The sequence below is a fragment of the Nostoc sp. DedVER02 genome (genome assembly GCF_034530675.2).
In the GTDB taxonomy this organism is placed as follows: domain Bacteria; phylum Cyanobacteriota; class Cyanobacteriia; order Cyanobacteriales; family Nostocaceae; genus Nostoc.
Genome location: NZ_JAVRCP020000021.1, coordinates 23,314 through 45,064 on the forward strand (window position 1 = coordinate 23,314; position 21,751 = coordinate 45,064).

At 41.6% G+C, this 21,751-nt stretch carries 21 protein-coding genes; 10 read left to right on the forward strand and 11 right to left on the reverse strand.

The window, feature by feature from the left end; genetic code table 11:
- The first annotated feature begins 162 nt into the window (after positions 1–162).
- Positions 163–2,685 carry an ATP-dependent DNA helicase RecG gene (gene recG / locus RMZ41_RS20230; protein ID WP_322639852.1) on the forward strand — a complete coding sequence of 841 codons (2,523 nt, stop codon included), beginning with the start codon at positions 163–165 and terminating at the stop codon, positions 2,683–2,685.
- A 259-nt stretch (positions 2,686–2,944) separates the two neighbouring features.
- On the opposite strand, the gene RMZ41_RS20235 is transcribed toward recG, so the two are convergent.
- Complete coding sequence (locus tag RMZ41_RS20235) at positions 2,945–3,883, reverse strand: glycosyltransferase family 2 protein (protein WP_322639853.1); 939 nt, start codon at positions 3,881–3,883, stop codon at positions 2,945–2,947.
- Positions 3,884–4,398: 515 nt separating this feature from the next.
- Between RMZ41_RS20235 and RMZ41_RS20240 the strand changes: the two genes are divergently transcribed.
- The 5 genes from RMZ41_RS20240 (at position 4,399) to RMZ41_RS20260 (ending at position 9,872) form a co-directional block, all read left to right on the forward strand.
- Complete coding sequence (locus tag RMZ41_RS20240; RefSeq protein WP_322639854.1) at positions 4,399–5,373, forward strand: cation diffusion facilitator family transporter; 975 nt, start codon at positions 4,399–4,401, stop codon at positions 5,371–5,373.
- Between the two features lie 150 nt (positions 5,374–5,523).
- Positions 5,524–5,736, forward strand: a complete 213-nt coding sequence (locus RMZ41_RS20245; protein WP_322639855.1) for a hypothetical protein — start codon at positions 5,524–5,526, stop codon at positions 5,734–5,736.
- A gap of 39 nt (positions 5,737–5,775) precedes the next feature.
- Positions 5,776–7,734 (forward strand): alkaline phosphatase, encoded by a 1,959-nt coding sequence (locus RMZ41_RS20250; protein ID WP_322639856.1) that lies wholly within the window; start codon positions 5,776–5,778, stop codon positions 7,732–7,734.
- 111 nt (positions 7,735–7,845) lie between these two features.
- Positions 7,846–8,355: a PEP-CTERM sorting domain-containing protein gene (locus tag RMZ41_RS20255; protein ID WP_322639857.1), complete on the forward strand. Its 510-nt coding sequence runs from the start codon at positions 7,846–7,848 to the stop codon at positions 8,353–8,355.
- Between the two features lie 314 nt (positions 8,356–8,669).
- Positions 8,670–9,872: an argininosuccinate synthase gene (locus RMZ41_RS20260; protein WP_322639858.1), complete on the forward strand. Its 1,203-nt coding sequence runs from the start codon at positions 8,670–8,672 to the stop codon at positions 9,870–9,872.
- Between the two features lie 90 nt (positions 9,873–9,962).
- Here the strand turns inward: RMZ41_RS20260 and RMZ41_RS20265 are convergent, their stop codons facing one another.
- Positions 9,963–10,595 carry a DedA family protein gene (locus RMZ41_RS20265; protein ID WP_322639859.1) on the reverse strand — a complete coding sequence of 211 codons (633 nt, stop codon included), beginning with the start codon at positions 10,593–10,595 and terminating at the stop codon, positions 9,963–9,965.
- Positions 10,596–11,085: 490 nt separating this feature from the next.
- Here RMZ41_RS20265 and RMZ41_RS20270 point away from each other — a divergent pair, with 490 nt between their 5' ends.
- Complete coding sequence (locus RMZ41_RS20270; RefSeq protein ID WP_322639860.1) at positions 11,086–11,439, forward strand: STAS domain-containing protein; 354 nt, start codon at positions 11,086–11,088, stop codon at positions 11,437–11,439.
- A 760-nt stretch (positions 11,440–12,199) separates the two neighbouring features.
- On the opposite strand, the gene RMZ41_RS20275 is transcribed toward RMZ41_RS20270, so the two are convergent.
- Together RMZ41_RS20275 and rpsF are read right to left on the reverse strand one after the other, a co-directional pair.
- Entirely contained in the window at positions 12,200–12,766 is a 567-nt protein-coding gene (locus tag RMZ41_RS20275; protein ID WP_322639861.1) for an Npun_F5560 family protein, read from the reverse strand.
- Positions 12,767–13,027: 261 nt separating this feature from the next.
- Entirely contained in the window at positions 13,028–13,378 is a 351-nt protein-coding gene (gene rpsF, locus RMZ41_RS20280; protein ID WP_322639862.1) for a 30S ribosomal protein S6, read from the reverse strand.
- A 399-nt stretch (positions 13,379–13,777) separates the two neighbouring features.
- Here rpsF and RMZ41_RS20285 point away from each other — a divergent pair, with 399 nt between their 5' ends.
- Positions 13,778–14,551 (forward strand): fumarylacetoacetate hydrolase family protein, encoded by a 774-nt coding sequence (locus RMZ41_RS20285; RefSeq protein ID WP_322639863.1) that lies wholly within the window; start codon positions 13,778–13,780, stop codon positions 14,549–14,551.
- A 4-nt stretch (positions 14,552–14,555) separates the two neighbouring features.
- Here the strand turns inward: RMZ41_RS20285 and RMZ41_RS20290 are convergent, their stop codons facing one another.
- Positions 14,556–15,032, reverse strand: coding sequence for a Tic20 family protein (locus RMZ41_RS20290; RefSeq protein WP_322639864.1), 477 nt, complete (start codon positions 15,030–15,032; stop codon positions 14,556–14,558).
- An 85-nt stretch (positions 15,033–15,117) separates the two neighbouring features.
- Complete coding sequence (locus RMZ41_RS20295; protein WP_114080391.1) at positions 15,118–15,315, reverse strand: hypothetical protein; 198 nt, start codon at positions 15,313–15,315, stop codon at positions 15,118–15,120.
- 592 nt (positions 15,316–15,907) lie between these two features.
- Between RMZ41_RS20295 and RMZ41_RS20300 the strand changes: the two genes are divergently transcribed.
- Positions 15,908–19,147 (forward strand): hypothetical protein, encoded by a 3,240-nt coding sequence (locus tag RMZ41_RS20300; RefSeq protein WP_322639865.1) that lies wholly within the window; start codon positions 15,908–15,910, stop codon positions 19,145–19,147.
- 244 nt (positions 19,148–19,391) lie between these two features.
- The gene (locus RMZ41_RS20305; protein WP_322639866.1) at positions 19,392–19,502 is read left to right on the forward strand and encodes a photosystem I reaction center subunit VIII; all 111 of its coding nucleotides are present in this window, start codon (positions 19,392–19,394) and stop codon (positions 19,500–19,502) included.
- Positions 19,503–19,666: 164 nt separating this feature from the next.
- On the opposite strand, the gene RMZ41_RS20310 is transcribed toward RMZ41_RS20305, so the two are convergent.
- From RMZ41_RS20310 to RMZ41_RS20330, 5 genes are all read right to left on the reverse strand, one after another.
- On the reverse strand, positions 19,667–19,786 hold the full coding sequence (locus RMZ41_RS20310; RefSeq protein WP_012411803.1) for a photosystem II reaction center protein J: 120 nt from the start codon (positions 19,784–19,786) through the stop codon (positions 19,667–19,669).
- A 70-nt stretch (positions 19,787–19,856) separates the two neighbouring features.
- A complete protein-coding gene (locus RMZ41_RS20315; RefSeq protein ID WP_012411802.1) occupies positions 19,857–19,979 on the reverse strand; it encodes a photosystem II reaction center protein L in 123 nt (40 codons plus the stop codon).
- 8 nt (positions 19,980–19,987) lie between these two features.
- On the reverse strand, positions 19,988–20,125 hold the full coding sequence (gene psbF / locus RMZ41_RS20320) for a cytochrome b559 subunit beta (RefSeq protein ID WP_012411801.1): 138 nt from the start codon (positions 20,123–20,125) through the stop codon (positions 19,988–19,990).
- Between the two features lie 9 nt (positions 20,126–20,134).
- Positions 20,135–20,383, reverse strand: a complete 249-nt coding sequence (gene psbE / locus RMZ41_RS20325) for a cytochrome b559 subunit alpha (RefSeq protein ID WP_012411800.1) — start codon at positions 20,381–20,383, stop codon at positions 20,135–20,137.
- A 215-nt stretch (positions 20,384–20,598) separates the two neighbouring features.
- Entirely contained in the window at positions 20,599–21,603 is a 1,005-nt protein-coding gene (locus RMZ41_RS20330; RefSeq protein ID WP_322639867.1) for a photosynthesis system II assembly factor Ycf48, read from the reverse strand.
- Between the last annotated feature and the right edge of the window lie 148 nt (positions 21,604–21,751).

The window sequence follows — 21,751 nt, forward strand, 5'->3', positions numbered from 1 at the left end:
GCCGCTAAGGCGTCTATGTCCTTTGTCCAGAGTCAAATGACCAATGACCCTTCGGGTGACGTTCGTGCCTCGCTAGCGCTGCGCTAACGCCAGTTGCTCATGGGGGAAATCCCCAAGACCACACTGGCTCACCAATGACTAATGACCAATGACCAATGACCAATGACTAATGAAAAACCAGATTGGATACGATTGCAGAAAGCCTTGGCAATAGAAGCTGAACGAGGCTTTACAGACTTGATAGGCAGAGAATACCGTTTCAGTGAATTTCTGAGCCTAACTTTGGGCAAATTCCCAACAGGCTTACCCCAAACTGAACGCCGCCGTTGGCAAGGACTAGCGGTGCAATTTGCTAGTTATCCACATCTGGCACTGGAAGAAAGGCAACATTTAGTAGCAGAGACTCGTAGGTATCTCTCACAACTACAGCAAGAGGAGGACGGGGAAGAGGGGAAGCAGGGGAGCAGGGGAGCGGGGGAGCAGGGGAAAACTTATCAATCCAAAATCCAAGTTGCGCTTCCAGCGCACCAAAGGCGCGACCCAAAATCTAAAATTATTACTGAGGTAAGTAAGAGGCTTGCACCGAAAATTGACCAAAAACTCAGCGATTTACCCGAAATAGGGTTCAAAAAAGCTGATAATTTGGCACGGCTTGGTTTACACACAATCCGCGACTTACTTTTTTACTATCCTCGTGACCACATTGATTATGCGCGTCAGGTAAATATCCGCGAGTTACAGGCAGGTGAAACGGTGACAATAGTGGCTACAGTGAAGCGTTGCAATTGCTTTAGTAGCCCTAAAAATCAGAAATTATCAATTTTAGAACTGGTTGTAAAAGATAATAGCGGTCAAATCAAAATTGGTCGTTTTTACGCAGGTACACGCTTTAGCAGTCGCGCTTGGCAAGAAAGTTTAAAACGTCGTTATCCAGTGGGTAGTATTTTAGCGGCGTGTGGGTTAGTGAAAGAAAGTAAATACGGCTTGACACTGGATAATCCAGAACTAGAGGTTTTGGCAAATCCAGGAGATTCGATTGAGTCGCTGAATATTGGGCGGGTAGTACCAATTTATGGATTGACTGAGGGTGTGGTGGCGAATACGGTGCGACAGGCAGTAATTACTGCTTTACCTGCTGCGGCTAGCCTGAAAGACCCTTTGCCAAGTGGTTTGCGACAGAAATATGGTTTGATGGAATTGAAAGATGCGATCGCTAATATCCACTTTCCCAGCGATAGCGCCGCCTTACAAGTTGCCCGTCGTCGCCTAGTCTTTGATGAATTTTTCTACTTGCAACTTGGGTTACTGCAACGTCAACAGCAAGCAAGGGCGATTCAAACCAGCGCCATCCTCGTTCCGCGAGGTCAGCTTGTAGAGAAATTTCACGAAATACTGCCTTTTCAACTCACTGGCGCACAGAAACGAGTTCTTAACGATATCCTTAACGATTTGCAAAAACCTGTGCCAATGAATCGTTTGGTGCAAGGTGATGTAGGTTCAGGTAAAACAGTCGTCGCCGTGTTAGCTATCCTCGCAGCAATTCAATCTGGCTACCAAGCAGCACTAATGGCTCCCACGGAAGTTTTAGCAGAACAACATTATCGCAAGTTAGTTAGTTGGTTTAACCTCTTGCATTTACCAGTAGAATTACTGACAGGTTCTACCAAAACTGCGAAACGAAGACAAATCCATTCTCAGTTAGGAACTGGTGAATTACCTCTGTTAGTGGGAACCCATGCCTTAATTCAAGACCCCGTAAACTTCCATCAACTGGGGTTAGTGGTGATTGATGAGCAGCATCGTTTTGGGGTAGAACAACGGGCACGTTTGCAGCAAAAAGGTAATCAACCTCATGTGTTAACTATGACAGCTACCCCGATTCCCCGAACACTGGCACTGACGATACACGGGGATTTGGATGTGAGCCAAATTGATGAGTTACCACCAGGACGACAAAAGATTCAGACAACAGTATTATCGGGTCAGCAACGCAACCATGCTTACGACCTCATGCGCCGAGAAATTGCTCAAGGTAGACAAGTTTATGTAGTTTTGCCGTTGGTAGAAGAATCAGAAAAACTAGATTTGCGATCGGCTGTAGATGAACATCAAAAGCTACAAGAAAGTATTTTTCCCGATTTTCAAGTGGGGCTGCTGCATGGTCGCATGAGTTCAGCCGATAAGGATGAAGCGATTACCAAATTTCGTGATAACCAAACACAAATTTTGGTTTCTACTACTGTCGTTGAAGTTGGTGTAGATGTACCTAATGCTACGGTAATGCTCATTGAAAATGCGGAGCGATTTGGCTTATCGCAACTTCACCAACTGCGGGGGCGTGTCGGTCGAGGCGCAGCTCAGTCTTATTGTCTATTGATGAGCAGTTCCAGAAGTCCTGATGCTCAACAACGGTTGAAGGTTTTAGAACAATCTCAGGATGGTTTTTTCATCTCCGAGATGGATATGCGTTTTCGTGGGCCTGGGCAAGTACTAGGAACTCGTCAATCTGGAGTACCAGATTTTACATTAGCGAGTTTGGTTGACGATGAGGAAGTTTTACTTTTAGCACGGCAAGCAGCAGAGAAAATAATCGAGATGGATGTAACTTTAGAGCGTTGGTATTTGATGAAAGAAGAGTTGAAGTATCGTTATGAGCGGTTGATGGGTGGGGCAATTTTGACTTAATTTATCTTGTTTTGATGATGAATAGCAACTACTAAATACAACTATCTTTCCTAAAATTAACAATGCTACCTTAGCCATCTGTAACTCTCTATCCTGCTACGAATTTCTGTTACCGTGGTTAACGGTTAGGTTATCACGAGTACCCCATATCTTATACAATCCATATAGTGATCATTCCAGACTCAATTGCTGTGCTGAAATTTGCCTATAGGTAGAGCGATCGCAATCTTATTTTCGATAAGCAGAAATCAATTTTTAATCACGATACTTGCTGTATTTCAGCATAGGCTTCATAGACACCCTTCACGTTATACCAGTTGAGAAAAATTCGAGCAATTTCTAAAGCTAATTGCGGTTTACCTAAATTAATTAGCCATTGCAATAATGGAGCCATTGTCCGTTCATTTAGCGCACCATTGAGCGACAAAATTCCCCAAAGTAAGCGATGCAGCCAAGTCATTTGAATCATCATTCGTACTTCCCATGTAGGATGCTTTTGATAAAATAAAACTCCCATACGTCCGCGTTGAACTTCTTGGTCAATCAATCGGGGAATTTGTTCTAATTTAAATGCTGGATGCCAATGATATCCTACGGCTTCTGGACATTTAATTAGTGTCAAACCTAGTTTTTTTAGCCGCACACCCAATTCTAAATCTTCCCAGCCATAGAGTTGAAAACTGGTATCAAAAAGTCCGGCTTTCTCCAGCCAATGCTTAGGGATTGCTACATTTCCCGTAGCAAAAAAAGCTGCTGAAAAATCGGTTACTTTGTAGGGTTCAGCCGTTGGGTTATTGAAATTGCAAGTATTAATAACTGCTCCGTAAGTGAAAAAGCGATCGCTCCCCAATTTCTCCTGTCCCTGCAATAATGCATTAGCATGAGCTTGCAAGAAATTCTCCAGCACCACTAAATCACTATCAATAAAGATAATTGTGTCTCCGAGCGCCTGTTCTACCCCCAAATTCCGCGCCGCAGCTGGGCCTGCATGATCTTGCTCAAACCATCGCACATGAGGAAACTCTTCTTTGTGTGCTGCTAACCACTCCAATGTGCCATCAATCGAACCATCATCCACCAAGACAATCTCGTAATTAGTAACCGTTGGCTGACTTAACTCTTGCACCTCCAAGGCGCGGAGGCACTTTTCTAAAATCGGTTGGCGATTATAAGTAGGTATCACAACGCTGAAAAACACAGTCTCACCCACAACACTATATATCCATCTCCAGAATAGGACACATGCGATACTTACACTGTTCCTTAATAGATTCTGAACAAATAATGGTTATCATTATCTCTAAGAACATCGAAGTTAATCGCAACTTTTGATTATAAATAAACTTGTGTATAATTAGTAACAAATTACTAACAAGATTATTGCTGCTAATTTCGCTGAAAATTGTAAGTATTAATCTGCTTATATTTTTAATTTTTAACAAAAACATTACCATTTCTTAAATTAAGTACGATAATTTTTTTATAGAGACATATTTGTTATAGTTTTTGCATTTTTATGAATCCACAAAAACATATTTTGATAAGAGATTAATTAGGAATTTATAACAAACTATGAGAAACAAGGTCTTTAAGGATATTCGGGTCAAAAACAATATTTTATAAGTGAGATTTGGAGTTAACAATATGCCACCACAAATCCGATCGGTTTAATTTTTTAAGATACTACTGTGCTGTAAAAAGGTTTTTTAAGTAATGCTTCCACTTCAATGGTGTAAATGTACAGATAATTCTGTAAAAGTAGCTAATAATCAGCATAAAGCAAGAGTTTTATGGATAACAGTAGGTTTACTTGCTGTTTTTTTCATTGCTGAGTGGAGTGTGGGTTTATGGAGTCAAAGTTTATCTTTACAGGCGGATGCAGGGCACATTTTATCAGATATTACGGCATTAGCAATATCGCTACTTGCTAGTTTTTTAGCACAGCAACCAGCTAAGAAAAAAGCAACCTTTGGAAATCAGCGAATTGAAGTTTTAGCAGCTTTATTGAATGGATTAGGTTTGCTGGCGATCGCTACTTTTATCACATGGGAAGCTATTCAACGTTGGCAACATCCAGCAACCATTTTGGCCTTACCAATGTTAGGGATTGCCGTGTTAGGTTTAATTGTTAATCTGCTCAATATTACTTTGCTTCATCCCCATACCCACAACGATTTAAACTTGCGGGGGGCTTTGCTTCATATCATTGCTGATACCGCTAGTTCTGTGGGCGTAATTATAGCTGCTTTAACAGTTCATCTTTGGGATTGGTGGTGGGCAGACGTTGCTATTAGTTTACTAGTTGCAACTTTTACGGGCTTAAGTGCTTTACCTTTAGTGCGAGAAAGTTTAAAGATTTTTTTGGAATATGCACCAGAATCAATTGACCCTGTTGAAGTGGAAATATCTCTCAAATCCTTTCCTGGCATTGTGCAAGTAGAAAAGCTCCATATCTGGGCACTTAGCTTAAACAAAGTCATGCTTTGTGCCAATTTAACAGTTGAATGTGCAACTATCCAAGAACGCGATCGCTTACTCAATAAACTGGAAAATCACATCCGAAAAAATTTTCAGATTACGGAATTAACTTTGCAGCTAACTAGCTGTAAAAAACCTTCGTTACTGCCAATTCATCCTTTATTTAATCAAGATTTAGCTTTAATGCTATCTCCTGATAAAGCAAAATAAAATCTGGATATTTTTACCAATTTTCCTAAAAATTACTTAAGTTAGCATTTTAAAATTATGTCTTTTGACATTACTTTTAATTGTCAAAACATAGCAAGAGATTATTTACTAAGAGGTTTATTGATGATGAATTCCATTCAAAAATCCCCAATGATTTCATTCTTAAAACAGTACAAACGTACCTTGGTTTGGTTTATATCTGGTGTCGTTTTGGCAGCTTTGTTGTTCTTGGGAACATCAAATCAACAACCAGCAACAGCTACTAAACCAAATCATGTCACAGCCTCTACTCAGTCAGATGTGACTCCTACACACTCAGACTTTGGTGCTACTCACCTAGAACCAAATTTTTATCAGTATTAACAGCTAACACTTACTCAATTAACTTTAAGGCACATTGCAATGATTTCACTTTTGCGAAAGTACAAGCGATCGCTAGGCTTTGCCATGACTGGCTTGCTCTGTACTGTTCTGCTGGTATTTGGTAATTCTGTTTTTCAGCCGACTATGGCCGCTGGTAATGGAATTAACGTAATTATCATGATTGGCGATGGTATGGGTTGGAATATGGCCCGGGCCGCAGCAGTTGCTAAAGGCGCTCCTTTTTACACTAGTGGTAAAGGTTCAGGTCTTAGCTTCCAAAAGCTAACTGGATATGGATTGGTGACTACTTACGGCACAACAATTCAAGGAAATACACCAGCTAAACCAACAGGTCAGCCCCACCTAACAGGTAACTCTGCTCTGGATGGGTCTGATACATTCACCGGTGCAAGTCCTGTTCGTCCCAACTTCTCATTCCAGCCAACTCCTTTTAATCCAGGCGATCGCCTTGATGGTAACAGTTTGGCAGATGGTAATTTGACAGGTTACGACCCTAGTAAGGGCGGCCCTGTTCCCTGGATTCCTCTAACCCCTGCTAATGCTGGAACTTATGACACAGAGTACATCAAACACAGTTATCCCGACTCTGCTAACACCGCTACGACTCTTTATACCGGCGTAAAGAGCTTTAACAACGCGATGGGTGTAGATATTTACGAGAAAAAGTTGAAAACAATCCTGGAAATTGCCAAGGAAAATAATAAGTCTACAGGATTAGTTACTTCCGTACCCATTAGCCATGCAACGCCTGGTGCTGCGGCTTCTTTTGTAAATCGTCGCAGCAAATATGATAGTAAGTATGACCCCACCAAGACCAACCAAGACAGTATTCTGCAACAGACATTGCTAAACTTTCAGCCTAATGTTTTGTTGGGTGGCGGTCATCCGAAAGACTTTGACAATAAAAGTAGTACAAGTACCGCAGAGGGTGTCTTTAACTATACGTATATTACAGAAGACACTTATCAACATCTCAGCAATAACCCTACGTCCAATCGTTACGGCTATACCTTTTTGGAACGTGGCCCTAATGCAACTCAGACACTGCTAAACACCGCTGCTAAACTCGATCCCAATAAGGGAGACAAATTATTTGGTCTATACGGTGCGCGTGGGCAAGAAGGCAACCTTCCTACTAGCTCTTCTAAGGGAGACTACAGTTTGACAGGTCTGAACAACGGCTCACTCTATAGCTCCGTTGTTAGGAGTGTAAGCCCCTGTCCATCAGGTCAGATTATTCCTGGTACATCTGGGGATTGTGTTCCTGTCGTCGATGCAGCAGGGAACCCAATTTCTGGCCCCACACCTGATACTGTCCGTCCTCTAGCTCCCGGTGAAACCGATGCTAGCTTTATCGCCAGAGAGATTAACGAAAACCCGACTTTAGCCGATCTGACTAAAGCAGCTTTAACAGTTCTAGGTAAAGACAAAGACGGTTTTTGGTTGATGGTTGAGGGAGGTGATGTAGACTGGGCTGCTCATGATAACAACATGGATAACCTGATTGGTACCATGAATGATTTTGATAAGGCAGTCCAGCAGGTCATTACTTGGGTAGAAGATCATGGTGGTTGGAGTAAGAACCTACTTCTTGTGACTGCCGATCATGACCACTACTTGACTCTGAATGATGACTTTGCCTCTAAATTGACCCCTAACCCCGATCCTAATCAGGCTAGAGGCTTGAAGTATAACGCTAAGGATATTACCTTCAACAAGCACAACCCTAAAGACGCTGGTCACTTCTGGGGAGCAGATCCAAATTACAAGTACCTCTGGGGTAGCCATAGCCGCCGGATTGTACCTGTTTACTACCAGGGTGCTTATTCATCAACTTTGACTCGATCCTTTGGACAAAAGCTTGAGTTTACAGATAGTTCTGGTACTTACACTGCACCTGGTGTCCGGGGTGTAGTCGATCAGAGTCATATCTTCCAAGCCATGAAAACTGCGATCGCAGGTAAGTCTGTAAATTGAATACGCCGCTTCACTAAACACTAACTATGTTGCAGAGACGTGTATTAACACGTCTCTATCTCATAAAACTATTGCGGTATTTTTGCACCAGTTCTTTTATCAAGAGAAAAAATGATTGACTCCATCTTCAAGAAGTTAGCAGCTGCAACGTTAGGAACTGCTTTGATTTTTTCGTTAGGCGAGACTATGCCTGCTCAAGCAGCAGCCCTAACTTATAATTTTTTTAACGATGATAAAACTCTCACAGGCACTTTTTCATTCGACCAAGCAGCAGCAGCAGACGATCAAGAAGTAACCATCGCTGAAGGTTTAAAGATTTCTGCTAACTATGGTGGAAAGTTATACACTGAAGCGGATGATCCTTTTGCGTCAGTTTTCACCGACTTTTCGGGAACAATTTTTAACCAAGCCGGGTTAGGGTTGTATTTTACACCTAGCACTTTTAATGTCTTCCGTGACAGTTTTATAGATTTGAATGATTCAACTAGTGCGGGTATTCAAACTGTCACTTATACAAGTGTTCCAGAGCCAAGTTTGATGCTTGGATTGTCTGTATTCGGGTTGAGTTTGTTCTTGGGTAAAAAGATAGGATCTTCTAGACCATCAAGCACAAAAGCTTAAACCAGATCATCAAGAATAAACTGTTAGGCAGTTGATTTGCATTTATTTAAAACAGGGTGGCTAATTCCACCCTGTAAATTTTAATATTTACAGGTCAATGCAGTTTAATGTAAGTTCAATGAACCTCTCCCTGACTTGAATTTTTGTCTAGAAACGATCGCAATCCTATTGAATTTATAAAAATTGAAAGCCTCAGATTCCCGACTTCTCTACGATGTTGGGAATTTTATTATTCAGTTGCATGAATAAAATATACCTGGATTAGTTCAGATATAATAATGACTCATTCTTTGTTGTCCTAAGTGGAGAAATAAATGGGTCGCGCCAAAAAGGTTGTCTTGGCATATTCTGGTGGAGTGGATACTTCCGTTTGCATCCCTTATCTCAAACAGGAGTGGGGTGTGGAAGAGGTGATTACCCTAGCAGCAGATTTAGGTCAGGGAGATGAATTAGAGCCAGTTCGAGAAAAGGCTTTGAAATCCGGTGCAAGTGAATCACTCGTGGCAGATGTCAAAGACAGCTTCGTTAAAGATTACGCCTTTGGAGCGATTCAAGCCAATGCCCTTTATGAAAATCGTTATCCTTTAGGAACTGCTCTTGCCCGGCCACTGATTGCTAAAGTATTAGTAGAAACGGCTGAAAAATATGGTGCTGATGCGATCGCTCACGGTTGTACCGGTAAAGGTAACGATCAGGTTCGTTTTGATGTCTCTGTCACTGCTTTAAACCCCAACCTAAAGATCCTCGCACCAGCCAGAGAATGGGGCATGAGCCGTGAGGAAACCATCGCTTATGGTGAGAAGTTTGGTATCCCCTCACCAGTCAAAAAATCTTCTCCCTACAGCATTGACAAAAATTTGCTCGGTCGTAGTGTTGAAGCGGGTAGTCTGGAAGATCCTTCATTTGAGCCACCAGAAGAAATTTATGAGATGACCAAAGCGATCGCTGATACTCCTAATGAGCCTGAGTACATCGAAATTGGTTTTCACGGTGGCATTCCCACGACGATCAACGGCATAGCTAAAAAGCCAGTTGAGCTAATTGAACAACTCAATCAGCTTGTAGGAAATCACGGCATTGGACGAATCGATATGATTGAAAACCGTCTGGTAGGCATTAAATCGCGGGAAATCTACGAATCACCCGCGATGTTAGTGCTAATTCAGGCACATAGAGATTTAGAAAGCTTGACTTTGACAGCAGATGTCACCCATTACAAGCGTGGTATCGAAGAAACTTACAGCCAAATTGTTTACAACGGTCTGTGGTACAGTCCACTCAAAGTTGCACTGGATGCCTTTATTCAAAAGACACAAGAGCGAGTCTCTGGAACTGTGCGAGTGAAGCTATTCAAGGGGAACTCCACAATAGTTGGGCGTTCGAGTGATAATTCCCTCTATACTCCCGATTTGGCAACCTATGGAGCCGAAGACCAATTCGATCACAAAGCTGCTGAAGGGTTTATCTATGTTTGGGGGCTACCAACTCGTATTTGGTCAAAACAAATTAAAAGTTAGCAGTTATTAAGAGTTAGGAGTTAGAAGTTAGGAGTTAAAATGCAAAAGTGAAAATTAAAAAAATAACTTTTTACTTTAACTCCTAACTCCTCACTTCTCACTACTCGCTTCCTTCACTTGACGAGACTCTAACCACAGGGGTACAACAATTAAGGTAGCGAGGATCAGTAAGGCTGCGATCGCAAATTGACCCACCCAAGCAACTAATTGTTCTAAAGAGACAATCTTGCCAGCAAAAAAAGCTAATGTCACCATCAAACTAGCCCAAGCAACTGCTCCTAATAAATTGTATAAAAAGAATTTTCCAAAAGGCATTTCGGCTATACCAGCTAGTGGTGCAGCAAAAACTCGCAATAAGGCTAAAAAACGACCGAAAAATACTGCTTTAGCAGCATTTTGACTAAATTGCTCTTTAATAGCCAGCAGCCTCACTTCAGAAATCCGAAATATGCTACCAACTTTTACCAGAAAAGCCCAACCGCTAACTCTACCAATCCAATAGCCACAAGTGCCGCCAATTACAGCACCCATAATTGCATCACCCAGAACCAGCCAGTAATTTAGTTCATCGCTGCCAGCTAGAAACCCGCCCACTAAGGTCACGGTTTCACCAGGAAGGGGAATGCCTAAATTTTCTAGCAAAATTCCCAAGAAAATTGCCCAATACCCGTAACTATGGGCCACTTCCTGGATATTTTCTAGTGAAATCAGTTCTAAAGACATTCCGCACCGCCGTCTTTACAAATTTTTACTTTTACTATATTTTTGCTTGTTTTTAGGTAGGGTGTCAATCAAACCGCTACATTAACTCATTCGCTCATGAGTTTAATTCTGAGTAATCCATAACTTATACTCTATCGAAACTATTAGTTTTCCAGTATTAGCTATGGAAGACTTTAGCATCCACTACCACAATTTAATTTTATTTAAAAATAAATAAAAAAAAATTACAAATACTTTATAAATACCTGGTTAAGTTATGAAAATCTTGTAAAAGATACGGTTGATACCGAAATTATTAGGAGCTTATGCATATATTTATGAAAGTTATCATAAATTATACGGCATGAATACTGAAATAATTCCTCTCAATTGCACGGCTGCAATCCCTTAATATATCTGGGTAAAACAGTCATTTTGCCGTTGAAAGAGAAGAGGTATTTATGTCATTTTTCGATTTCTAGTCAAGTATTCCAACTACCTTGTTAAATTTATGACTCCTACACAAGAACTTGAAGTGATTTTGTTCAAACCCCAAGCAAGCATAGATTTAGAAGGCGGTATGGCTTTGAGCGAACAAATGTCTGGAATAGTTCCCCAATCTCATCAACTCTGGGTTATAGACTTAGCAGAAGTTAATTTTATGGATAGTTCTGGGTTAGTCCCCTTGGTAAAAGGGCTAAAATCTGCACGCCAAAGTGGTTGTCGTTTGGTTTTATGCAACGTACAAGCTCCTGTACGGCTAATTTTGGAACTTACTCAACTAGATACCGTGTTTGAAATTTTTAATACTTATGAAGATATTTTTACCGCCTTCAAAGATAAAAGTCTGATGCTAGCAGCTTAAAAAATAAATCTACCTTTAGAAGGATGGTGAAGTCAAGCAATATTTGCATTTTTTCACATTTTCTAAATATATGCTCATATCTTTCCTCACATCTTTAAAGATTGCAGTCTGGTGCTAATAGGCTGGTCTTTCATTCTATCTAGAAAAGAATGTTGAGGAAAGCTCATAGTTTTGTAGTTAGGCAGTATCAGTAAGTAGACAAATAAATCTTCTTGTTGAACTCGAAAGCAAATTTACCTAAACCATGTTTAGTAGAAAATGACTGAAATCGGTTAAAACAAATGCAATTTCTAATGGTACTCTCCAGCCTTTTAAAGCTAGAGGTTATTAAAAAAAACTTTAGGCTAATTGTTTGATTTTCAATAAATACAACTCAACTAAAAGTAAGATAGGTAGGATCTTGGCTAGCAGGGCAACCTTCTCAGAAATGGAGATGCTGAAGGCGTTAGCGATCAAGCCATCCTACGGATAGTTTCTCCAAATCAAACCGGATTCCTATATGTAACTTGCTACCATCACTAAATTACCCATCCTGACGCGGATTTAGCGTAGGATAAAGTACAAGCCTCTTAAACCATCCAATTGAGTGTTTTATATTAGCGATTCTGAACCAATTCGCAAAATAGCAACCACAGGATAAGGATAAGAGGCAAGCAAGGTTAAAACATCAGCCATTACATTATTTCTAACTGTATAGTTATTCTTGCCTTTACGTGCTAGTTTCTATATCTTCAAGATTCCAGCCAGCATCATGGCAATTTTAGGCATTTTGGGGAGTCGAAATGTTAGTTTGTTCCGACGCTGGGCGGGGAAAATTTGGCAAATCAATCCCACTGTGACTAGCATTGCGAGTTTTGAGTGCTAAACGGTAACTCACACTTTGCAGTTCTGCTTGCAGTTGGCGATTTTCCCGCTGTAGCATTGCTACTTTTTCTCTGACTGGTGTCATCCGCTCCTCAAACTTTCGACGGTAAATTTGAGGCAACTCTTGTACTACTTGCTCTAACATCCGAGTGCGATCTGTAAGTTCTTGAACTGACTGTCGCAATTGGTAAATTTCGGAGTCACGAGTTGTAATTTGCTCTTGGTAGAACGCCACCTGCTGTTCTACAGCTTGGAGTTGTTCTTGTAAAGCTTGTAACTGGTTTGACGACGAATCACGCTCAATTTCCGGCTGCTGAGGCATAAAACTAGTATTACCTTTTACTAGCCGGAAGAGTTCTTGAGATAGTTGTTGTACTAATTGATCGCGAAGTTGCAACTCTTGGCGTAGCTGCGACACTTCCGTAGAGAGAACTTGAATATTGGGTGTATCAGATTGGCTCACAGTAGCTTAAAGCTCCCATTCAGAATCTTGTCCACTCTTAGGTATAACTGCGGGAGTACTACCTTTGGCAAGTATTTGTTAATTTAGCATTCCCAAATAAGTCACGGAAAAAGAAAAAGACAAAATTTTACTGAATGGGAATTTGGGATTGGGAATTTGGAATTTGGAATTGGGAATTTGGAATTGGGAATTGGGAATTGGGGAAAGACTTACTGTAACTTCTCTTCTGCCCCCTGCTCCCTGCTCCCTGCTCCCTGCCCCCTAGACAGGTGCAGCTACTTTAGTCGGCTTTTCCTTTTCCTCTTTAGGGGGTTTTTCCTCTCCAATTTCCTGCTTAACTGTCAAATAGCGAATTACTTCTTCGCTCAAACGCATGGCGCGTTCAAAGGGAGCGATCGCAGTTGCAGGCGCAGTGTAGTTTAACTGGATATAAATACCATCGCGGTGTTTTTTAATTTCATAAGCTAGACGACGCTTACCACGATTTTGAATTTGAATATCCTCAGCGCCTTGCTCGCGAAGCAAATTCTGATATTTAATAACTGCTTGCTCTACCTGTTCGTCTCCCAGGTCAGGACGCAGGATGTACATTGTTTCGTAACTTGTAGTCATATTTTCTAGTTTCCTTATGGACAAAAACGGTTGCTGATATTAATTTATACTTGATTTAAATTTTAAATGCCAGTATTAATCAACATCGGAAGCAACAAGGAACTATAATCTTACCAGTTTTAAATTTGAATCATTAACCAAATTGCCGAAGTTTGGATTTTTTGGATGTCCCTAATGAAAGCTAGGTCGTGAGGCGACCCTCAGATTCCTTTAGCTGATTCCAAAAGAAGCCTCTTGCTGAACCGCTAGGGGAGTGAGGAGACGCTAGTAAGGATATTTCTCTAAAAGCATCTATAGCGGCTTTCAGGCTCAAAGCTAAATCGATTTGCTAAAAAGCTCACTGAAAATTGCTACCCGCTCACAGTTCTAATCGCAGATAAAAGGATATTCATCAAGGTTATGGCGCAGCGCTATGTGCGAATTCAAAATCAAGAAGGACAGATTTACTATGGGATACTACAACTATCCCTGAATGTGCAGGTGCTAGATGCACCGCCCTGGTTGCAAGGACAACCCACTGATTTAACTTTGACACCAGAAAATTACCAAATTCTGGCTCCTTGCGCTCCTTCAAAAATTGTGGCGGTGGGTAAGAATTATGCAGATCATGCAGCTGAAATGGGAACTCCAGTACCTTCTGAGCCACTAATATTTTTCAAGCCACCCACGTCTATCATTCCCTCTGAGAAGGAAATTAAGTATCCTCCGCAGTCGCAAAGGGTTGACTATGAAGGAGAGTTAGCTTTAGTAATTGGTGATTATGCCTTTGAATGTACACCAGAGGTAGCTCAAACAAAAATTTGGGGCTATACCATCGCTAATGATGTAACAGCGCGGGATTTACAAAAACTAGATGGTCAATGGACGCGAGCCAAAGGTTTTGATACTTTCTGTCCTTTGGGCCCTTGGATTGTGCGGGAGTTAAATCCAGGCGCAAAATTGCAGACCTTTGTGAATGATGACGTTAACCCAGTTCAATCCGCCTGTATTGATCAGATGGTGTTTTCCCCTGATGTTATAGTTTCCTACATTAGCCAGGTTATGACGCTATTACCCGGTGATTTGATACTTACGGGTACGCCAGAGGGTGTAAGTCCATTGCATCCAGGCGATCGCGTCCGTGTCGAAATTGAAGGTATTGGTCGCCTGGAAAACACCGTTGTGACTCGTTAATGTATTAGCGTACTTGCATATACACTGCATCAGAAATCGCTGGAATTTCCGCATAACGCCCACTTACGGACTGGATGACTGAATATGCAACTGCTCCCACTATGCCGATAAAAATGGTTGTGGATAGGGTTTGGATTGCAAAACCACCAACGGGAATTAGCCCCACAACATCAGTGAGGATGTTAAACAAAAAGATAATTATGTCCAAAAGGATTGCTTGCATGGTGTTGAAACGAATAAAGTGACTAATTTTTTCGTTTCTGACTACCAGCAAAAATAAAGCAAAGAAAATAATCATTCCTGCATAACGCACACCGTAGTAAATTCTCAACAATGGTATAAGCGGCAGAAACAATAGTTGTAGCGGTGGAAAATCTGAAAACAAATATCTGCCAAATACAAAAACCTCAATTAAAGGTAGTAAATAAGGCAAACAAGCAAAAATCCGATCTGAAACAGTTGTAGATCCGCGCCAAGACATTATGCGTTCTCCTGTGGTTAAATTTATATAGTTACTTGAGCTTAGGATAACGCAGTTGCTTGGTTTTGCTGGCAAATTAAACTAACTATTCTATATGGGCGACGCGAAAGCCCATCATACACTCATACTGGTCTGGCTGCTGTTGAGTAAGTTTGCGAATAGCTTGACCACAGCGCAGTTCACCTCCACGCCAACGGGGTTGACCGCTCCTGTCAGCGAGTAAACAAGACTGGCAAACTTGCTCAGGGGCAAGGATTTGCTCGTCCATTAAAATGACTAGCATCGAATCCCTCCTGTAAATCCTTATTGTCACCCACATTTCACTCAGGTGAGGATACGTCCTGGAACCGCTTTCGGTAGTTCAGGCGCGTGCTGCACGGTTAAGTTTGTAATTTGCGATGAGGCTTTACGTCCACCGGAGGCGATCGCACAGGACACTTAAAAGCCAAATCCTACCTCTTCGTAGCGAAAATGTGGAAAATCACAATTTACTAACACTTGTCAAGTAAATCTTAATTTTTTATTGTATGTTGTGTCTATTGTAAATTGGGCATTTCAGTAAAAAATAATACAAAAATATTCGCGTTAATTTGAGCAGAGACAGCCGCCGCTATCCATTGCATCCCCCTTAATTCAGCAATCGATAGCCTCAAAGTTAATATTTAAGAAGCAACAAAAGCTTTACATACAAGCAATACGGCAATTCATTTAAAATCTATTGATACTAGTAGTTAAAGGGTTAGAAGTCGAGTAAGTAAAGCTGAGTAAACTAGATAGCCATTTAAGGGGTGCATTTGCAAAATACTGGGGTAAACTTGCAAGCAAGTTAATACACAATATTACTCGGCGGCTCGTCGGTCTGGGCATCACTCACAATGGAACACTGGCAATTTCTGATACAGGAACAAGGCGATCGCTCGTGGCATATCCTAGAATCGCCAAATTTGGGAATTTTGGAAGGGCAGTATAGAGTTTTGGCTCGTTCTAGTCTTGTTAATACAGATGTAGAAGTGCGAGTAACTCACTCTTCAACCCACGAAATTCAACCAACGCGGCGAATTTTCAAGCGATCGCGTCGCACTAATTCAGAAGGCTTAATGGCGGTAATTCCTTTTACCTATTTTGATGCGGGGATTTGGGAGTTGCGCTGTAGCGGCGATTTGATGTCCGATCTGTTTGGTAAACCTTGGCAATACAGTGTCCAAATTCAAGTATTGTCCCAAGAAGAAAAAGCAGAGCAAAGGAAAAAAATAGAATCAAATTTACTCGAACCGGCAGATACTGTTTCTGAAAACTTGGATACTGTACCAGCAGAATCTGTAATTAACTTAAATGAAGCGATCGCAGTTTCCACAGAACAGGCAATTGCTACAGTTGTTCCAGATGAAGGAAACTTGGATGCTGTACCGGCAGAACCCGTAATTAACTTAGATGAAGCGATCGCAGTTACCGCAGAACAGGCAATTGCTACAGACAGCGACCCTGTTACCGCAGTTGTTCCAGATGAAGAAAACTTGGATGCTGTACCAGCAGAATCTGTAATTAAATTAGATGAAGCGATCGCAGTTACCGCAGAACAGGCAATTGCTACAGACAGCAACCCTGTTACAACAGTTGTCCCAGATGAAGAAAACTTGGATGCTGTACCGGCAGAACCCGTAATTAACTTAGATGAAGCGATCGCAGTTTCCACAGTACTGGAACTTACTACAGACAGCAACCTTGTTACAACAGTTGTTCCAGATGAAGGAAACTTAGATGCTGTACCAGGTGAACCCGTAATTAACTTAGATGAAGCGATCGCAGTTTCCACAGTACTGGAACTTACTACAGACAGCAACCTTGTTACAACAGTTGTTCCAGATGAAGGAAACTTGGATATTGCTCTAGCAGAACCCGTAATTAACTTAGATGAAGCGATCGCAGTTACCGCAGAACAGGCAATTGCTACAAACACTAACCTTGCGGCCACTGTTCTGCAAGATAAAACGGAAGAAGATGTAGTTATCGATGAGCCTGTGAGTCCTGTATGGCTCAAAGGTGAGACGGCAGAGGAAATTTTACAAAATTTAATAGATTTAGCTTTACCCACTTCTGAACTGCTTCCCAATGATGAAACAGAAGAAGATTTTCCAGCAACAGAACCACCATTATTGTTAACTTTAGATCGAGATACTTATATTGCTCGTTGGGGACAAGCTCTTACAATCAATGGACGCATAGAATTTAAAGACAATATACATTTAGAGCAGGCTGAAACATCATCCCCAAAAAGCCTGCGATCGCTTGAACTAGGAATTGAATTGCGATCGCCCCTAGAGTCAAAAATCTTAACCCAGGTACAGCACTTACCAGATCAGGAATTGCCCTTCACTATCAATACGTCAATTGATATTCCTGCTGACTTTGAATCAAAGTTAATATTGGCAGATATCAGTTTGTATGGTCGATTCGCTGATGTCGATCAAATTATCCGATTAGCCAGCCAGTCCTTCACCATTACAGCAGATGTAACAGAACTACTGGCAATCACAGCCGCAGCAAAACCTAGTACATCAAATGACCCCATAGCCCTATCGGACTCGCCTGATGCTTTCACAGAGCCAGAGACTACTGTGAGGATCGATTTGAAACTATTCAATCTAGTCAAGATTCCAAAAACAGACCAGTCCCAAATACTCAATCCATCTCCAAATACAGCCCTACCACCACAAATTAACCTGCAAGTTCTGCGAGAAAACACTCTGCGGACATCTAAAAATTCAGGCACTTCGCCTCAATTGCCGAAATTGCCACCTGTTAAAATCGATGTCAACCCTCCCACAGATGTTGTTGCAGAATCCCCTACAGAAGAGGAGCTTCTAAAAAAGGATATTACTATACCTGCTATCAACTTAGAGCAGTTAGCCATCAAGCAACGTCGAATGCCAATACTCGATACTACTTTTCCATACTTGAAACGAGTACAAGCTTTGCCAGATGAAGCAGAAGAAGTAAAAAATAACGTCCCCCCAGATCAATTGGAAATTCAAGCATCTGAAGATATACCGCAATTGGATGTAATCGTAGCTGAAGATAAAAATACACCTGAATTAGTAGTAGATGATGCACGATCTCAAGAGGAATTTGTTACTGAAGTAGAAACCCAACCAAATGTACCATCTCAGGAGGAATCTGTTGCTGAGGTAGAAACTCAACCAAATTCACAAATTATTGCAACAAGCAACCTCTATTCATCTCCCCTGCTGAGGAAGTGGATGCAGAGTCAAGGATATTCTTTGCCTGAATCTATCAATGAAATAGAACCTCAAGACAAGGATAGCTATGCTCCAGCCCAGAAGACTCAGCTTTTACTTAGTGCTGGAACACCCGATGTTGATGTCAACTTGCCATTAAGTCTGGATGCTGACACTGGGAGGCAAGAAGAAGCTCAAGAGTCGGTTTTTGAGCTTGGGAATTTTGAAGAAGAAGCAGACACAGCAAAGGAAGCTGATTTAGAGGCAGTGGAAAATACGGTAGTAGAAAAAGTATTTGAGCCAGCACTTTCAACGGCTCTGGTAAGACAATTACCACCACCGCCTCCTCCGATAAAAGTAAATATAGCGTCAGCTTGGTTGGCGCAAGAAATCGTTGTAGATGATACAGATAGTGAACTAGAAGCCGATGCAACGAATAATTATTCCTTGGAAGAAGAGACGCAACCACTGTTAGGTTTATCCTCTTCTCGCTCCATAACTGCGGGAGCTATTGAGCCTCTACCAATTCCGCAACTACATGTACCAGAAGGTGAACTAATCGCCAACAAATTTATCATCGTGCGCGTAGTACTGCCTGAAGTACCTCCTCAAGTAGTTGTGAAGTTATGGGTTGAAGACTGTCAAACTCGCTGGTTACTAAATGGGCCCCATTTATTGACAAATTTGCAACCTAATGTATTAGGAGAATTGGAAGTAATGACCCAATTAAAGATTCCCTTTGGCTGTTTGGAAATTCGCATAGAAGCGATCGCACTCGATCTGACAACCTTAGAAGAAAGCCACAAAGTCACAATAGTACGAACCGTGATTCCTCCAGACTTGCCAAACTTGCAGCTAGATGAACTACTGGGTATGTAACTCAGCGAATTGAGAATTGGGCATTGGGAATTGAGAATTGGGAATTGGCATTGAGTATAGTTATTCCCCTTGTCCCCCTGCTCCCTGCCCCTTGTCCCCCTGCTCCCTGCCCCTTGTCCCCCTGCTCCCTGCCCCCTGTCTCCCAAGACGGGCTGTGTTAAAAATCTTTAGAATTTAAAAAATCTGGCAGGATTTGCAGTAAGCTCATTTTGAATTGTAGTGTTATTTAGCAGGAACCTTTATTATGGCAGCTTCCTTTTTGCCTTCTATCCTCGTTCCCATCATTGGTTGGGTTTTACCAGGTATAACCTTCGCATTTCTGTTTTTATACATTGAAAGCGACGATATCAGCTAATGTAGCCATTAATCATTTGTTTTTTACAAATGACTAATGACAAATGACTATTGTCCAAAATTAATACCGCCTGTCTCTATGAGATAGGCGGTTTTTTTAAAGTTGATTTCTCAACAAATGCTAGAAAGTTCTAACTTATAGTATTCGGTTCAAACTAACGAATGTTAAATCGAAGAACCGAGTCCGGCGTAGGCACCATAAAAGAAAATGCCCAAGACTGTAATTATACCTAAACCTGCGATCGTAGCGACGACCCACAGGGGAATTCTCCCACTTCCAGACACAGCTTTTCTCCTCCCTTAACAACAAATCAACACAGGCTCAATAAACAAAGATTAACAAGAGTAATTCCAGTTAGTTAAAGAAGTAACTAGAAAACAGAATCCCCAGAACGAAAACTAGTAGTAGTCCCAGGTATAGCGAAGTCCGATTTAGTTCAACCGGCTGATTATTGGGATTGGGCGATCTTTCTACCATAATTGCTCCTAACGGTGAATAAATTGCATTGCGGCGATCGCGCCTAAAAAGAATACAGTTGGTACACCTAATGTATGTACTGCCAGCCATCTAACGGTAAAAATGGGATAGGTAACTGGTTGATTGATGTTATTGCCGCTAGTCATGATCTAAAACTACTTTCCAATAAATTGTTCAACTTGTTTTTTAGCTTCAAAACGGTTCTTCACAATTGGCACTTCTTGCCGCGCTGGTGTGAAATACTCATTGGGACGAGGTGTACCAAAAGCATCATAAGCCAGCCCGGTGCTAACAAATAGCCAACCAGCAATAAATAATGCTGGAATGGTGATGCTGTGAATTACCCAGTAACGAACGCTAGTAATGATGTCCGAAAACGGACGTTCTCCAGTGGTACCTGACATTTATTTCCCTACCTTATACATAGAGTGTTATTGAGTTTATTATCCTACAAAGTTAAGAAAGAGTTACAAGTTGCAAAGTTCTTCTCAGAAATAGGGACTGGGGATTGGGCAGGGGGCAGGGGGCAGGGGGCAGGGAGCAGGGAGCAGGGGGACAAGGGGAATAACTATACTCAATGCCAATTCCCAATTCCCAATTCCCAATTCCCCATTTCCAATTAAGCTGCTTGAGGATTTGGGAGATATTTGAGCAAAACGCCGCGATCACCAATTATAAATCCGCGTTCTGGCTCTAAGAACACAATCTTGTACAAATTAGCAGCAACTTCTTCTACCTCACGGTCTTTTTCCCAGGTTTTACCACCGTCGCTACTCCGTAGCAAATTACCGCTACCGCCACCGATCCAAATTTCATCAGGTGTGCGATATGCCAAATCCAGTAAACCCCAACTGGTGGATAACTCTGGATATTTTGCCTCTTGCCATTCTTCAGGTTTAGCTGGATCGCTAAACTGAATTTGACCTCCTCTAGCTATCAACCACAATTGCCCATTCTCCGCAAAGCCCATGTTTTCTAACCGCCGAGAATTATTACGGTTATGAGGTACCCAAGCTTCTTGCCCTGGTTCCCAAGTCGAGTAGAAACTACCCTTAGCGGAAACCGCAATATATTTACCATCAGGAGAACGTTCCAAGTTACGCACTACACCGACTGCTGATTCCACCTGGGCTTTCCAGTTTTTGCCGCCGTCTGTGGTCTTATATATGGCTCCCACATCAGTAGCCATTTCAGCTGTATTATCTGCCAGTGCCTTAACTGCGATCGGGCTACCTGGTAGCTTTTCACTTAGAGGAATACGCGACCAAGAAGCACCTTCATCAGTTGTATGCAGCAACAGTCCAGGCTCTCCGGCAATCCAGCCTTCTTTGCCTGCAAAACTTACTGAGTCAAAGCGATACTTTTGTTCATCCAGTTGCAGAGTTATTGGCTTCCAGGTATTACCACCATCATTGGTTTCCAATAGGGTGGCATTGCTACCTACTAAGTAGCCATGTTCAGGGTTCTTAGTAAAAGCAATATCCAATAAATTCGAGTCTGTTGGCACAGAAATGACTTTCCAAGGGTTGTAGCTCACAGAAGGAACTTTGCTACAACCGATGCACATGATGACTACTATTAACAAGGCAGCTATTCGTTGCCAACTTTTCACAATTGAATGCATTAGTATTTCTTAAGTTGTTTCTAAATTTCTGTAGGTGTTCTCTAAAAGGTTTACCTTATACCAGTTTTGGATTTTAAATTTTGGATTTTAGATTAAAAAGCTTTTCAAAAATTCCAAAAATTATTAACCCAATATGGTATTGAGGGCT

Bases quoted from the DNA above. Each gene is read 5' to 3' on its own strand.
- recG (WP_322639852.1), top strand. From the start codon at position 163: ATGACTAATGAAAAACCAGATTGGATACGATTGCAGAAAGCCTTGGCA.
- RMZ41_RS20240 (WP_322639854.1), top strand. From the start codon at position 4,399: ATGCTTCCACTTCAATGGTGTAAATGTACAGATAATTCTGTAAAAGTA.
- RMZ41_RS20245 (WP_322639855.1), top strand. From the start codon at position 5,524: ATGATTTCATTCTTAAAACAGTACAAACGTACCTTGGTTTGGTTTATA.
- RMZ41_RS20250 (WP_322639856.1), top strand. From the start codon at position 5,776: ATGATTTCACTTTTGCGAAAGTACAAGCGATCGCTAGGCTTTGCCATG.
- RMZ41_RS20255 (WP_322639857.1), top strand. From the start codon at position 7,846: ATGATTGACTCCATCTTCAAGAAGTTAGCAGCTGCAACGTTAGGAACT.
- RMZ41_RS20260 (WP_322639858.1), top strand. From the start codon at position 8,670: ATGGGTCGCGCCAAAAAGGTTGTCTTGGCATATTCTGGTGGAGTGGAT.
- RMZ41_RS20265 (WP_322639859.1), bottom strand. From the start codon at position 10,595: ATGTCTTTAGAACTGATTTCACTAGAAAATATCCAGGAAGTGGCCCAT.
- RMZ41_RS20270 (WP_322639860.1), top strand. From the start codon at position 11,086: ATGACTCCTACACAAGAACTTGAAGTGATTTTGTTCAAACCCCAAGCA.
- rpsF (WP_322639862.1), bottom strand. From the start codon at position 13,378: ATGACTACAAGTTACGAAACAATGTACATCCTGCGTCCTGACCTGGGA.
- RMZ41_RS20285 (WP_322639863.1), top strand. From the start codon at position 13,778: ATGGCGCAGCGCTATGTGCGAATTCAAAATCAAGAAGGACAGATTTAC.
- RMZ41_RS20290 (WP_322639864.1), bottom strand. From the start codon at position 15,032: ATGTCTTGGCGCGGATCTACAACTGTTTCAGATCGGATTTTTGCTTGT.
- RMZ41_RS20295 (WP_114080391.1), bottom strand. From the start codon at position 15,315: ATGCTAGTCATTTTAATGGACGAGCAAATCCTTGCCCCTGAGCAAGTT.
- RMZ41_RS20300 (WP_322639865.1), top strand. From the start codon at position 15,908: ATGGAACACTGGCAATTTCTGATACAGGAACAAGGCGATCGCTCGTGG.
- RMZ41_RS20305 (WP_322639866.1), top strand. From the start codon at position 19,392: ATGGCAGCTTCCTTTTTGCCTTCTATCCTCGTTCCCATCATTGGTTGG.
- RMZ41_RS20315 (WP_012411802.1), bottom strand. From the start codon at position 19,979: ATGGTAGAAAGATCGCCCAATCCCAATAATCAGCCGGTTGAACTAAAT.
- psbF (WP_012411801.1), bottom strand. From the start codon at position 20,125: ATGACTAGCGGCAATAACATCAATCAACCAGTTACCTATCCCATTTTT.
- psbE (WP_012411800.1), bottom strand. From the start codon at position 20,383: ATGTCAGGTACCACTGGAGAACGTCCGTTTTCGGACATCATTACTAGC.
- RMZ41_RS20330 (WP_322639867.1), bottom strand. From the start codon at position 21,603: ATGCATTCAATTGTGAAAAGTTGGCAACGAATAGCTGCCTTGTTAATA.